We start from the raw sequence: 12517 nt of genomic DNA on the forward strand, positions 1-12517 counted from the left end.
CGGTACGCGGAGGCTCAATCCGCGAGGCGGAAGGCGAACTTGGTCGTCAGGGCATTGACCTCCGGCCCCACCGCGGATCCGGAGAGCTCGATGGACAGCCGCCCGCCCCACACCTCGCCCTCCTCGCCCGGCGCCACGTCCCAGGCCAGGTTCCGCTCCTCGGCCCAGGTGAAGATGGCGCCGATGACGGGGATGTGGTCCTCGGGGCGGCCGACGAAGGTGTGGGTGACGTAGCGTCCGGCCGAGAGCACGTCGCAGTGCAGTTCGCCGTCGGTGGGCACGGGAGCGGCGAGCGGGATGCCCGCTTCGATCTCGAGGCGGCGGAACATGTCGATGACGCGGTAGCGCAGGAACGGTGCTCCGGCCGGCTCGATGCCCTGCGCGGCCAGGTGGGCGAGCAGTTCGGGCACCCGCCGCGCGACCGTGCCGATCGTCTCCAGGGTGACGATGCCGGTCACAGCGAGGTAGGGCTGCTCGGGCCAGTCTTCGATGGTCGGTTCGACGGTGGATTCGGCTGCCTGCTCGGACATCGCTCGCTGCTCTTCTCACGCGGTTCGGGATCGGACGGCCGAGTCTTCACCTGAAACCGCTTTCGCTTCTAGCGTCGGATCCGTCGGGTCGGATCATTGTGCACCACCGCCGCACGCGCAGCCGCGCGGCGGTCAGGAGAATCGAGGGACCCATGAACCAAGCTGCTCGCGTTCAGCGTGGCAAGCCGACCATCCGAGACGTGGCCCGCGCGGCCGGCGTCTCGGCCGCCACCGTCTCGCGCGTGATCAACCACGAGGCCGGCGCGTCCCCCTCGATCCGCACCCGGGTGCACGCGGTCGCGGCCGAGCTCGGCTATCAGCCCAGCGCCATCGCACGCGCCCTGGCCACCGGCCGCACCCGCACCATCGAGGTGATCGTCACGGAGTCCTGCACCGGCTGGCTCGGCGCCCACCCGCACTACGGCCGCGTGCTGGCCGGGGCGATGTCAGCCCTCGAAGGCACCGACACCCAGCTGCGCATCCACTCCCTCACCCCCGACCGGGCCGCGGCGGCGATCGACGCCCTGGCCGCCGACGCCACCGTCGGAGCGCTGCTGGCCAACGTGACCCCGGAACTGGCCACCCGCTACTACCTGCGCTGCCGACGCGTCATCTCCCTCGTCCCGACCGCCCCCGCGGTCCCGGCGCTCGAGGTCGACAACGTCGCCGCGGTACGCATCGCCGTCGCCCACCTGCACCGGCTCGGCCGACGCCGCATCGCCGCGATCCACGGACCGGTCGGCAACAGCTGCGCCGCCCAACGCCGCGACGGGTACCGCAGCGCCATCGCGCACTTCGGGCTCCCCGAGCTGAGCGCGGAGGGCGGATTCAACCGGGAAGGCGGCCACGACGCCGCACGGGAACTGCTGCGGCGCCATCCCGAGATCGACGCCATGTTCGTGGCCTGTGATCTGATGGCCGCCGGGGCCGTCCAGGCGATCACGGCCGGCGGCCGCCGCGTCCCCGAGGACGTGGCCGTCGTCGGGTTCGACGACAGTATCGCCGCGATCTGCGCCAACCCGCCGCTGACCACGATGCGGCTGCCGGTCGAGCAGATGGCCGCCGACGCCACCCGCATCCTCATGGACGGCGACCCCGAGTTCGGCTTCCGCCGCTTCTACCCCGTCGACCTGGTCCTTCGGGAGAGCGCTCCCGACTTCAGCCCGGCGCGCCTGTCGCGGGGCGCGGGGTCGGGGGCCGAGTCCGACAGCCAGCGCAGCGCGACGGCTCCGCCGAGCAGGGAGAGCACGCCCTGAGCGTCGAGCAGCCAGCCGATGGCGATACGCTCGCCCAGCAGGCCTGCCGTGATCATGCCCGCGGCCTGCCCGGCCGAGAACACCGCCCCGACCAGCGCGAACAGCGGGCCGCGCTCGCCTTCCGCCGTCGCCAGCTGGAGCGCGGAGGTCAGCCCCGAGACCATGCCCACGGACGGGACGCCGATGGCGATGAACAAGGCCACGTAGACCGGTTCCCACGAAGTGGCGTGCGGGAGGTTCCAGACCGTCAACGCGATCACGCCGAACAGCAGGCAGGACCAGCCGGTCAGCCGGGCGGGCCGGGTGCCCCCGGACCGGGCGAGCAGGAGGCCGCCGGTGACGGCGCCGATCGCCTGGACTCCGCGCAGCACGCCGTTCTCCGCCGCTGTGCCGTGCAGGGTCCGCGCGACGAAGACCACGAACAGCACGATGAAGAGCCCTTGCGCGACGGCGGTCAAGGCGAGCACGGCCAGGCCCGCGCGGATCGGTCGGCGCGCGAGCAGCTCGGCGGTGCGCACCCGCGCGGTCGCAGTGCCCTGTTCCGATGGGCCCGGTTCCGATGCGCCCGGTTCCGATCGCGGCGTGCCGGGCGGGGCGGGGTGCGGATTGCGGACCAGGGCCGCGCACAGCAGGAAACTGGCGGCGTCGCCGACGACGATCGTCCACACACCCCCGCCGGCCAGGGCGAGGCCGCCGAGCGAGGCTCCGAGGAGGCGGCCGAGGTTCTGGTTCAGGCCGATCAGCGAGTTCGCGGTGAGCAGGTCCCGCGCCGGGACCAGGGTGGGCAGCAGGGCGTTCTTCGTGGTGTCGAAGACGCAGGCCAGCGCCGCCTGGGTGGCGATCACGCCGTAGAGGATCGGCAGGTGGGCCCCGGCGAGCAGCGGGAGCAGGAACGCGGCCTGGATCAGCGAGACCGCCACGAGCAGCGCGGGCCGGTTCCGGCGTTCGGCCAGGCGGCCCGCGAACGGCGTCACCGCGAGCACGGGTATCAGCTCGATGAGGAAGGCGAAGGCGGTGCCGAGGGTCGAGCCGGTCGCCTGGTAGACCAGGACCGGCAGCGCCACCAGGAGCATCCAGTCGCCGGTGTCGGAGATGAAGCCGGCCACCCACAGCCGGCGGAAATCCCGGTGCGCGCGCAGGACGTTCACGTCTCAGGACCCTGTGGGAAGGCCTGGAACGCGACCGAGGCCAGGGCCGCGCCCGGGGGCCGCGCGTCCCGGGTGGCGGCGATGTAGGGGCGCAGGACCGCGTCGATCCGCCTGGTCAGCTCGGCGAGTTCGTCCGGTGTGACCCGCAGGGTGTAGGCGTTGAACGACGTCGCCTCCTGCCAGGCCCGCTCCAGTGCCGGGAATCGGGTGAGGGCCTCGCGGGCCTCCTGCTGGGCCTGTCGCAGGGTCAGCGCCGCCAGCGCCGCGGCGTTGCGTCCGGCCGGGCTGCGCGGGTCGGCGGCGAGGTCGATGTCGAATCCGGTGACCAGCGCCCGCCACGGCCGCTCCCGCCCGTCGGCCGAGTCCTGCGCCGCCACCCAGCCGAACTTGGCCAGGGTCCGCAGGTGGTAGCTGCTGTTGGACGGGGTGTCCCCCACCGCCCGGGCCGCCTGCGACGCGGTGGCCGGCCCGGCGGAGATCAGGTGGTTGAGCAGCTTGGTCCGCATCGGGTGGGCCAGCGCCGCCAACGCCTCCGGATCGTCGATGTGGACCCGGACCTCTTCGGCCATCGTGCGTTCCTCCGCGCCGAAAACTCTGAAAGAGCCTTTCAGAGTGGAGTCAACCACGCCGGGCGGGGATGCGAAAGGGCTTTTCAGATTTTCCGGCCACGACGATCAGATGCGACTCGATCGAGGACTGTATCGAAACATTCGAGATCATCCGTCCGCGAGCTCACCGCCTTCCGCAACATCAGTGGACTCATTTCGATCTTGATTGCTTCAGCATCGCCATTGCCAGGGATGATGTGCGCTCTGGTAGATCTTGACTTCGAAATCGTTTCCGAAAGATCTCCGAAACTTCTTGACAGCCCTCTCCCACCCGACCAATACTTTCGCCGTGGTCGGTGCCCTCACCGACCACCCATCGGCCGTCACCCACGTCGGCCCGGTCGAACTTCTCGCCGTGCACGACACCGACGCGGCGGCCGTCCCGAGCACGCTGACGGGCCCCGCCGTGCCATCTCGTGCTGCCTGGATTCGCCCACCGTCCTCAACGAGGAGGAAACGCGCGCAATGAACGACGCCCCCACCCAGCCGGCCGGCCGCAGACGCGGCCGATTCGGGCTGCTCGCCAGCTTCGCCTGCACCGCGGCACTGGCCGTGATCGCGGCGATGATGCCCGGCACCGCCCAGGCCGACACCACCGTCACCTCGAACGCGACCGGCACCAACAACGGGTACTTCTACTCGTTCTGGGAGCAGGCCAGCGGCGCCACGATGACGCTGGGATCCGGCAGCAACTACAGCCTCACCTGGAACACCGCTTCGACCAACGTCGTCGCCGGCACCGGCTGGAACCCGGGCACGACCTCCCCGGTGACCTACTCCGGCTCCTGGAACTGCAACGGCAACTGCTACCTGTCCCTCTACGGATGGACCACCAACCCGCTCGTCGAGTACTACATCGTCGACAACTACGGCGACTACAACCCGAGCACCGGAGCCACCAAACTCGGCTCGGTCAACAGCGACGGCAGCACCTACGACCTCTACGAGACCACCCGCACCAACGAGCCCTCCATCCAGGGCACCGCGACCTTCAACCAATACTGGGCCATCCGCGAATCCAAGCGCACCGGCGGCACCATCACCGTCACCAACATCTTCAACGCCTGGACCGCACTCGGCCTGAACCTCGGCACCCCGAACTACCAGATCCTGGCCACCGAGGGCTACCAGTCCAGCGGCAGCTCCAACATCACCGTCACCTCAGGCGCGAGCAGCACGGCCACGCCCTCCGCCACGCCGACCACGCCGACCACGTCGGCCTCGCCGACCGGTTCGCCGAGCAGTGGCGGGGGTGGCAACCGCAACGCGTACCAGCAGATCGCTGCCGACTCCTACGATGCGGCATCCGGCGTCACCACCGCGGCGGGCGACGGTGGCACCGTCGTGAGCCTTTCCGGCGCCAGCAGCTACCTCGCGTTCAACGGCGTGCAGTTCGGCTCGTCGGGTGCGGCCGACGTCTCGTTCCGCGTGGCGAACCCGACCGCAGGGCTCAACCTCCAGGTGCGGATCGGCAGCCCGACGGCCTCCCCGGCGTGCACCGTGTACCCGAGCGGAAACGACACGTGGACCCTGAGCTCCAACTCCTGCTATCCCAAGCCGAGCGGGACGCAGACCGTCTACATCACCAGCACCGGAGCCACGGAGATCAATTACCTGGTATTCGGCCAGTGATCGAATAGCAGCTTTCGACGGCCCGGGCGATCCCGTCCCGGGCCGTCGGGAACCATGGGCGTCACCGGGCGAACCTCACGCGGCCAGGCCGGCGCAGGCGAAGATCCGTACGGTGGCGCACACGGTCTTGCCCAAGGGCGGGCGGACGTAGACGTCGATCCGCCGGGCCAGACGGCGCAGCAGGAACCACCCGAAGCCGCCGCCGCGCTCGACGTCCGGGGAGCGCGGATGCGGAAGCGCCGTGCTCGAGTCGCTCACCGCGATCGTCAACTCGGTGTCGTCCTCGACCAGATACAGCGAGCACGGGCCCGGCGCGTGCACCACCGCGTTGGTCACCAACTCGCTCACCAGCACCAGCACGTCCCCCTCCGCCGCGTCGGGGACGGGTCGCCCGCACTGCTCCAGGTACGCACGGGTGCAGGCCCGTGCCGTGGACACGCAGCTTTCCGAACCGTCAAGTCGGTACACGGCGTGACGCCCGTGGGGGCACGCGCCCTCATGCGCATCCATGCGAAGTCCCACCTTCTCCAGCCGTCTGTGTGAATCCGGGTCAGCTCCCAGTGCCCGCAACGCGCCGTCGCACGCAGGGCGGCCCCGTCGAGGTCGAATACGGTGTGTCCATGGACAACGAACCCGCCGGAGCGGACCCCGACCCGCGCGCCTTCACCTCGGCCCGTACCAAGCTGCTCTCGTGCTGCGCGGCCGGGATCGCCGCGGGCTCGGCCGCCGCGGTGCTCGGTACCGGCCGGGAGGCGCCGTTGATCGGGTGGGGTACCTTCGCGGTGATCTACTGCCTCTGGATGTGGGCGTCCGTCTGGCACATGGACGCGCCCGCCACGGCCGCTCACGCCAACACCGAGAGCCCGGGGCGCGACCTGGCCGACGTGGTCGTGCTCGGCGCGTCGATCGTGAGCCTGATCGCCGTCGGCCTCGTCCTGTTCGACGCCGGCGGCCAGAGCGGCGCCACCAAGTACGTCCAGGCCGCCCTCGCCGTCGCGTCGGTGATCACGTCCTGGATCCTGGTCCACACCGTGTTCACGCTGAAATACGCGCGCCTCTACTATCAGGACCCCGTCGGCGGCATCGACTTCAACGAGGACGACAGGCCGCAGTACACCGACTTCGCCTACCTGGCCTTCACGATCGGCATGACCTTCCAGGTCTCCGACACCGACCTGCAGACCAAGGCGGTCCGGCGCGCCGCGCTGCGCCACGCCCTGATCTCCTTCCCCCTGGGCACGGTCATCATCGCGACCTCGGTCAACCTCGTGGCCGGACTCGCCAAGTGACGCCCGGACAGGCCGAGCCGATGGAAGCCGATCATCCCATATCAGGATGTGATGACATACCGAGGGCGAGCAGGGCGGTGTCGTCCTCGAGGCCGTCGCCGAAGCGCTCGAGCAGATCGGTGAGGGCATCGATGAGGGCGTGGGCGCCGACCGGGGCGAGGGAGGCGGCGAAGGTGCGCAGGTTCTCCTCGCTGTAGCGGGGGCCGGCCTTGGTGCGCGCTTCGGTCAGCCCGTCGGTGTAGAGCAGCAGCGTCTCGCCGGGACCGAGCACCGTGGTCGCGCGGACGAAGCGGGGATCGGCCAGCGCGCCGACGAGTTGGCCGCCGGAGGTCGTCAGGAAGTGCGCGGTGCGGTCCGCGCGCAGCAGTAGGGCAGGCGGGTGACCGCCGCTGGCCAGCGTGACCGTGTGCGCCTCGCCGTCGCGCGTCACGGTGCCGGCGATCGCGGTGCAGTAGGTGGCGTCCGGACCCGTGTAGCGCTCGCGCACGGCGGCGTCGAGCGTGGCGAGGGCGCGTTCGGGGTCGGGATCGACCAGGAACGCGGCGCGCAGGGTGTAGCGGACCAGCGAGGTCACCGCCGCGGCCTTCGGGCCCTTGCCGCACACATCGCCGAGGAAGAATCCCCATCGGCCGCCGCCGAGGGGGAACAGGTCGTAGAAGTCGCCGCCGATCTCGTCGACCGAGGCCGGGTGGTAGTACGCGGCCGCCTGCAGGCCGGGAACGCGCGGCAGGTCCGGCGGCAGCAGGCTGGTGCGCAGGATGGAGACGACCTGCTGGAGCCTGGCGCGTTCGGCTTCGGCGGTTCGGCGGGCCTGTTCGGCTTCGATGCCGGCCGCCTCCGCCTCCTGGCGGGCGCGCAGGAGCTCGTTCTCGTAGGTGCGCCGGTCGCGGGCGTCGAAGAGCGTGGTGCGGATCAGCACCGGCTGTCCCTGCGTGCCGGTCTTGACGGTCGAGGTGACCAGGACCGGCAGCCGGCGGCCGTCGGCGCCCTTGAGCTCCAGGGCGATCCCGGAGACGTGGTGCTGCATCGAGAGCAGCGGGGCGAAGTGCGTCTCGTGGTAGAGCTTGCCGCCGACGGTCAGCAGGTCGGCGAAGCGGCGGCGGCCGACCAGCTGTTCGGCGGAGTAGCCGAGCCACTCCAGCAAGGTGGCGTTGACCTTGGCGATGCGGCCGTCCATCAGCGTCGAGAGGTACCCGCACGGCGCGTTGTCGTAGAGGTCCTCCAGGCTGTCTTCCAGGAGCCCGGCGAACTGCGCCGACTCCGCCTCGTCCACGTCCTTGCCTCCGGTGGAACTCACCGAGGGGCTCCGGCGAACGCCACGATCTGCTCGGCGGTCGCCTCGGGCGCGCTCAGCTGCGGGCAGTGCCCGGTCGCCGGCAGGGTCACCAGGCGGCTGCCGGGAACGGCGGCGTGCACGAACGCGCCGACCTCCGGAGGCGCGATCACGTCCGTCGTGCAGTCCAGCACGAGCGTGGGCACGGTGACCGAGGCGAGCTCGGCCCGGGTGTCGGACAGGAACGTGGTGCGGGCGAAGACCGCGGCCATCGCCGGATCGGTGGCGCAGAAGCTGTTGGTCAGCTCCTGCCCGAGCTCGGGACGCTCGGGATTGCCCATGATCACCGGCGCCATGGCCGCCGACCAGCCCAGATAGTTGGAGTCGAGCGAGGCGAGCAGCTCGTCGATGTCCTCGGCGGTGAAGCCGCCGACGTAGCCGTCGGCCGGGTCGTCGATGTAGCGGGGAGAGGGGGCGAGCATCACCAGCTTGCCGAAGCGCTCCGGCTCGCGGGCCGCGGCCAGCACTCCGACCATCGCGCTGACCGAGTGGCCCACGAACACCGCGTCCGTCAGGTCGAGCTCGGCGCAGACCTCCAGGACGTCCTCGGCGTACCCGTCCAGCGAGGAGTAGCGCTCCGGGTCCCAGGCGGCCGGGTCGGCACGGCCGGAGCCGACGTAGTCGAACAGGACCACCCGGAAGCGCTCGGCGAGAGTCGGCAGCACCAGGCGCCACAGGTTCTGGTCACAGCCGAACCCGTGTGCGAGCAGCAGCGTCGGACCATCGGATCGACCGGTCACCGTGACGTTGTTCCTGTCGATCACATCCATACGCAATATCCTCGCACGCAGGACGCGCTGCGCATCCCCGGCGGGTCTGGTCAGGTCGCACACGCAGAACCGGGGTCGCCGAGACCCGGCTCGGCGGCGGCCGTTGTCAGGAAGCTGTCGTATCGCGAACCGCGCTCAGGACTGCGGCGATGACGAGTTCGGTGCCCGCGGGGGTGAGACGGTCGAGCGTTTCGGGGGCGAGGCAGCGGCGGAGCGCGCCGGGAAAGGCCGTCGCGAGGGCGCTGCGGCCCGGAGCCGAAAGCCGCTCGGCGACCAGGTCCGGATCGGTGTGCGCGCCGAGCCCGAGGGCGAAGTAGCCGCGCCACAGCTCGAAGAGCACGATGTCGGTCAGGGTCTCGCGCAGCGCGCCGTCGCGATCGATCCGGCGCAGGTCCTCGGTGTAGCGGGCGTGCAGCACCTCGGCGGACAGTTCGGGCGGCAGCCGCTCGGCCAGCGGCGCGCCGAACCATCCCGGCTCGGACGCGGGATCGCAGCGGAACCACTCGGCGACCAGTCGCCACCAGTCCACGTGCGGCAGCTGATCGAGATCGTCCCCTGCGATGCCCCCGGCGCCGGCGCGAAGATCCGCGTGGGCGGCGAACCACACGGAACGGCGCGGCCCCTGGAAGCCGTTGCCGGTGAGGCTCGGGCGGTCGTCGTGGTCGACGAGGTTGGGCGCGGTGACGATGCTCGGCACCTTGTGGGTGCCCAGGAATCGCCGCATCACCACGTCGTCGGGGCCGTGTTCGCCGACGCTCTCGGCCGCGAACTTCGCCGCCCACTCGGTCGGCAGCACCAGCGCCTGAGTCGGGGTGAACGGGTCCGCGGCGAGTGCGGCGTTCTGGCCGCGGACGGCCGCGAGCCGCACCGTCGTCGCCGAGCGCGAGCCCCATTCGGCGAACAGGCTGATCGCGGCGGCCGGGTGGGACCGGACCGCGTACAGCAGCTGCTCGGCGAAGTTCTCGCACAGGATGACGTCGTCCTGCAGCACGAGGTGGTGGGTCGCCGTCGGGTCGGCGCGCGACCAGGCCGCGAGGGCGGCGCTGAGGCTGGTACCGCTCTCCGGCTCGGGATCCACCACGATCTCCAGGCCGAGCTCCGGATGGTGCGCGGCGAGTCGCTCGGCCGCCGCGAGCCGCCGCGGGTGGGTCATCACGGCGACGGAGACCGTCACCGCGTCATCGTGGATCATGGGTTCACCTTCGTCCTCTGATAGATCGGCCGTCAGTCCAGGAAGCTGATGCGCCGCGGGTCGTCCTCGACCAGGGCGCTGCCGTACACCTGCTGCGGGATCCCCATGCCGAAGGCCGCGTGCCGGCTGCCCACGTTCACGTCGCGCCAGATCCGTTGCAGCGGGCTGGCTTCGGCGAAGGCGGACGAACCGTGGGCGGTCATCAGGATCTCGATCGCCTCGCGGCAGTTGCGGGCGACGTACGCGGCGTCCATCCGGGAACGGGCCCGATCGCGCGCGCTCGGCTCGGCCTGGGTCGCCACCAGGGCGTCCGCGTCCTCGGCGATCCGCCGGGCGTGCAGCTTCGCCGTGTCCAGCCGGGTCGCCGCGTCGGCGAGGTCGAGGCGGAAGCTCGGCGAAGCCGTCTGGTTCTTGTACGTGGTGGCGGCGACCGGGCGGTGCGCGCCGCGTTCGAGCACGAAGTCCAGGGCCGTGTCCACGCCGCCGATGAGCGCGCCGAGCAGGCCCACCGACAGGCCGGCCAGCCCCTTGCGTCGCCACACCTCCGGAGCGTTCGGCGTTCCCTCGACGAAGCACTCGAACGGCAGCAGCCGGTGTTCGGGTACGAACACGCTCTCGGCCAGCACGGTGTTGCTGCCGGTCCCGCGCATCCCGCCCATCTGCCACGTGTCCTCGATGTTCACCTGCGTCGCCGGGATGAGCGCCAGGTGCGGGCCGGGCTCGCCGGCGGCGGCACCGGCGGCGACCACGACGATCATCCAGTCGCTGTGCAGGCTCCCGGAGAAGTAGGGCCAGCTGCCGGTGAGCACCACGCCGTCCGTCGTGCGCTCGACCGGCGCGGTGGGACGGCCGAGGAAGAACGCGGTGGTCGCGTCGGGGCTGCCGGACCACACCTCGGCCTGCGCCTTCTCGCCGAACGACGCGACGATGAGGTTGCCCGCGTTGAGCACGCCGGTGACCCAGGCGCTCGAGCAGCATCCCCGGCCGAGCTCGGAGATCACCTCGAGGTAGGTGCGGAAGCCGATCTCGTGTCCGCCCCACCGGGCCGGGGTGAACAGGCGCAGCAGCCCGGCCTCGCGCAGCGCGGCGAGGTTCTCCCGCGGCAGCCGGCGTTCCGCGTCGCTGCGCGGGGCCAGCTCGCCCAGACACTCCCGCAAGGCCGCGGCCCGCAGGACGAGCTCGCCGTGGTCCGCTGTGTCGGCGCTCTGCTCGGCGCTCGCGGATGCGCGCTGTGTGAGCACGTCGGTCGTGGTCATCTCGTCGCTACCTTTCCACTGGGGCGGGACGGCTGGGGGAGCCTGCGGGCTCGATCGCGGCGCCGGACGGCGCCGGCGCGGTGAGCAGGGCGGTGCCGAGGACGACGGGGGCCAGCATCGCGCCGCCGACCCAGAACGCGGCCTGGCCGGCGTGCAGCGAGGCGGCCGGGGTGTGTCCGGCGAGGCCGAGGTACACGCTGCCGAGCACGGCGACGCCGAGGGTGGCGCCGAGTTGCTGGACCGCGTTGAGCAGTCCGGCGGCGGAGCCGATCTGCTGCGGTCGCAGGGAGCTGAGCGCGGTGGCGAAGAAGGAGGAGCAGAACAGCCCGACGCCGAACCCCTCCACCGTGACGGCGCCGAGCAGCGGGGTCGGATAGCCGTGCGGCGCGGCGGTGCGGTAGACCGCGATGACGCCGAGCACGCCGGCCAGCAGCGTGCCGACACCGGAGAGCATGACGCCGCGTCCGCTCCCGCGCGGGCGGCTGCCGCCGAGCCAGGACCCCGCGGCCACGGCGAGCGAGGACGGGACGAGGGTGAGGCCGGTGGTCAGCACGGTGCGGCCGAGACCGAGCTGCATCTGCATGACGACCACGAGTGAAAGGCCGGTGGTCACCGCGAAGAAGAACATCGACGTCACCAGCGCCGCGGTGAAGCGCCGGTTGGCGAACAGGCTCGGCTCGATCAGCACGCTGCGACCGGCCCGAGCCGCGCGGCGCAGCCGCAGGGTCAGCGCGGTGAGCACGACCAGGCCGGCCGCGATCATCGACCACTCCCGGGCCGTCGGCCACCCCGAGGAGATCTCGTTGAGCGGGTAGACGATCAGCGCGATGCCGGCGACGGCCGCGAGCACGCCCAGCGGGTCGAGGCCGGGGCGGCGCGGGGCGCGGTCCTCCGGCAGCAGCGAGGCCAGGCCCAGCACGACCAGCGAGAGCGGCGCGTTGACGAGGAACACGGCGCGCCATGAGGAGCCGAAGAGGTCGGCGTGGACCAGCACGCCGCCGAGCAGCGGCCCGCAGACTCCGGCCAGGCCCATGACGGGGCCGATGCTCGCCAGCGCCCTGCCCAGTTCCGGTCCGCGGAACATGGCGCGCATCAGCCCGATCGTCTGCGGCATCGCCGCGGCCGCCGCCGTGCCCTGCAGGGCGCGGAAGGCGATCAGCGCGGCCGCCGAGGGCGCGAAGGCGCAGGCGAGCGAGGCCAGCAGGAAGCCGACGACGCCGAACACGAACATCCGGCGGCGCCCGACGATGTCGCCGAGCCGCCCACCGGTGATCAGCAGCAGCGAGAACGGCAGCGTGTAGGCGCCGGTGAACCACTTCAGGTCCGCGGCGCCGCCGCCGAGCCCGCCGTGGATGGTGGGCGCGGCGATCTGCACGATCGTCGCGTCGAGCAGGTCCATGGCCTGGCCGATCAGCAGTGCGGCGACGGCGATCCACCGCCACCGGTACGCAGAGCCCGGTGAAGTCTCGGGCACGGCGCACACCTCCCTCCGCGCTCGCCGTG

At 71.6% G+C, this 12517-nt stretch carries 11 protein-coding genes and 1 pseudogene; 3 read left to right on the forward strand and 9 right to left on the reverse strand.

The features are described 5' to 3' along the window. Window positions 1-14: 14 nt before the first annotated feature. Complete coding sequence (locus KDL01_RS01295) at window positions 15-530, reverse strand: GyrI-like domain-containing protein (RefSeq protein ID WP_212526407.1); 516 nt, start codon at window positions 528-530, stop codon at window positions 15-17. Window positions 531-682: 152 nt separating this feature from the next. Between KDL01_RS01295 and KDL01_RS01300 the strand changes: the two are divergent. Continuing rightward, window positions 683-1618, forward strand: a pseudogene (locus tag KDL01_RS01300) (LacI family DNA-binding transcriptional regulator); the annotation flags it as partial. Window positions 1619-1647: 29 nt separating this feature from the next. On the opposite strand, the gene KDL01_RS42935 reads toward KDL01_RS01300, so the two are convergent. Together KDL01_RS42935 and KDL01_RS01305 are read right to left on the reverse strand one after the other, a co-directional pair. Further along, window positions 1648-2934 carry an MFS transporter gene (locus KDL01_RS42935; protein ID WP_307846007.1) on the reverse strand — a complete coding sequence of 429 codons (1287 nt, stop codon included), beginning with the start codon at window positions 2932-2934 and terminating at the stop codon, window positions 1648-1650. Next, on the reverse strand, window positions 2931-3503 hold the full coding sequence (locus tag KDL01_RS01305) for an ArsR/SmtB family transcription factor (RefSeq protein WP_212526409.1): 573 nt from the start codon (window positions 3501-3503) through the stop codon (window positions 2931-2933). Before KDL01_RS01305 ends, KDL01_RS42935 begins: the two co-directional genes overlap by 4 nt. A 504-nt stretch (window positions 3504-4007) precedes the next feature. On the opposite strand from KDL01_RS01305, the gene KDL01_RS01310 reads away from it, so the two are divergent. Further along, the gene (locus KDL01_RS01310) at window positions 4008-5174 is read left to right on the forward strand and encodes a glycoside hydrolase family 11 protein (protein ID WP_212526410.1); all 1167 of its coding nucleotides are present in this window, start codon (window positions 4008-4010) and stop codon (window positions 5172-5174) included. Window positions 5175-5249: 75 nt separating this feature from the next. On the opposite strand, the gene KDL01_RS01315 is transcribed toward KDL01_RS01310, so the two are convergent. Continuing rightward, window positions 5250-5612: an ATP-binding protein gene (locus KDL01_RS01315; protein WP_212526411.1), complete on the reverse strand. Its 363-nt coding sequence runs from the start codon at window positions 5610-5612 to the stop codon at window positions 5250-5252. A gap of 182 nt (window positions 5613-5794) precedes the next feature. Between KDL01_RS01315 and KDL01_RS01320 the strand changes: the two genes are divergently transcribed. After that, complete coding sequence (locus KDL01_RS01320; protein ID WP_212526412.1) at window positions 5795-6463, forward strand: DUF1345 domain-containing protein; 669 nt, start codon at window positions 5795-5797, stop codon at window positions 6461-6463. A gap of 31 nt (window positions 6464-6494) precedes the next feature. On the opposite strand, the gene KDL01_RS01325 is transcribed toward KDL01_RS01320, so the two are convergent. The 5 genes from KDL01_RS01325 to KDL01_RS01345 all read right to left on the reverse strand — a co-directional run bounded on the left by KDL01_RS01325 (window position 6495) and on the right by KDL01_RS01345 (window position 12488). Next, complete coding sequence (locus tag KDL01_RS01325; protein WP_307846008.1) at window positions 6495-7760, reverse strand: PP2C family protein-serine/threonine phosphatase; 1266 nt, start codon at window positions 7758-7760, stop codon at window positions 6495-6497. Further along, window positions 7757-8566, reverse strand: a complete 810-nt coding sequence (locus tag KDL01_RS01330; protein ID WP_246575778.1) for an alpha/beta fold hydrolase — start codon at window positions 8564-8566, stop codon at window positions 7757-7759. The genes KDL01_RS01325 and KDL01_RS01330 overlap by 4 nt, the downstream gene beginning before the upstream one ends. 106 nt (window positions 8567-8672) lie before the next feature. Next, window positions 8673-9758, reverse strand: coding sequence for a hypothetical protein (locus KDL01_RS01335; RefSeq protein WP_212526413.1), 1086 nt, complete (start codon window positions 9756-9758; stop codon window positions 8673-8675). Window positions 9759-9790: 32 nt separating this feature from the next. Then, window positions 9791-11014, reverse strand: coding sequence for an acyl-CoA dehydrogenase family protein (locus tag KDL01_RS01340; protein WP_212526414.1), 1224 nt, complete (start codon window positions 11012-11014; stop codon window positions 9791-9793). Window positions 11015-11021: 7 nt separating this feature from the next. Beyond that, window positions 11022-12488: an MFS transporter gene (locus KDL01_RS01345; RefSeq protein WP_212526415.1), complete on the reverse strand. Its 1467-nt coding sequence runs from the start codon at window positions 12486-12488 to the stop codon at window positions 11022-11024. Window positions 12489-12517 lie beyond the last annotated feature (29 nt).

The organism is Actinospica durhamensis (genome assembly GCF_018139695.1).
GTDB classification, from domain to species: Bacteria; Actinomycetota; Actinomycetes; order Streptomycetales; family Catenulisporaceae; genus Actinospica; species Actinospica durhamensis.

Coding starts and splice junctions, on each gene's coding strand:
- KDL01_RS01320 (WP_212526412.1), top strand. CDS start 5,795: ATGGACAACGAACCCGCCGGAGCGGACCCCGACCCGCGCGCCTTCACC.
- KDL01_RS01295 (WP_212526407.1), bottom strand. CDS start 530: ATGTCCGAGCAGGCAGCCGAATCCACCGTCGAACCGACCATCGAAGAC.
- KDL01_RS01340 (WP_212526414.1), bottom strand. CDS start 11,014: ATGACCACGACCGACGTGCTCACACAGCGCGCATCCGCGAGCGCCGAG.
- KDL01_RS01305 (WP_212526409.1), bottom strand. CDS start 3,503: ATGGCCGAAGAGGTCCGGGTCCACATCGACGATCCGGAGGCGTTGGCG.
- KDL01_RS01310 (WP_212526410.1), top strand. CDS start 4,008: ATGAACGACGCCCCCACCCAGCCGGCCGGCCGCAGACGCGGCCGATTC.
- KDL01_RS01335 (WP_212526413.1), bottom strand. CDS start 9,758: ATGATCCACGATGACGCGGTGACGGTCTCCGTCGCCGTGATGACCCAC.
- KDL01_RS01330 (WP_246575778.1), bottom strand. CDS start 8,566: ATGGATGTGATCGACAGGAACAACGTCACGGTGACCGGTCGATCCGAT.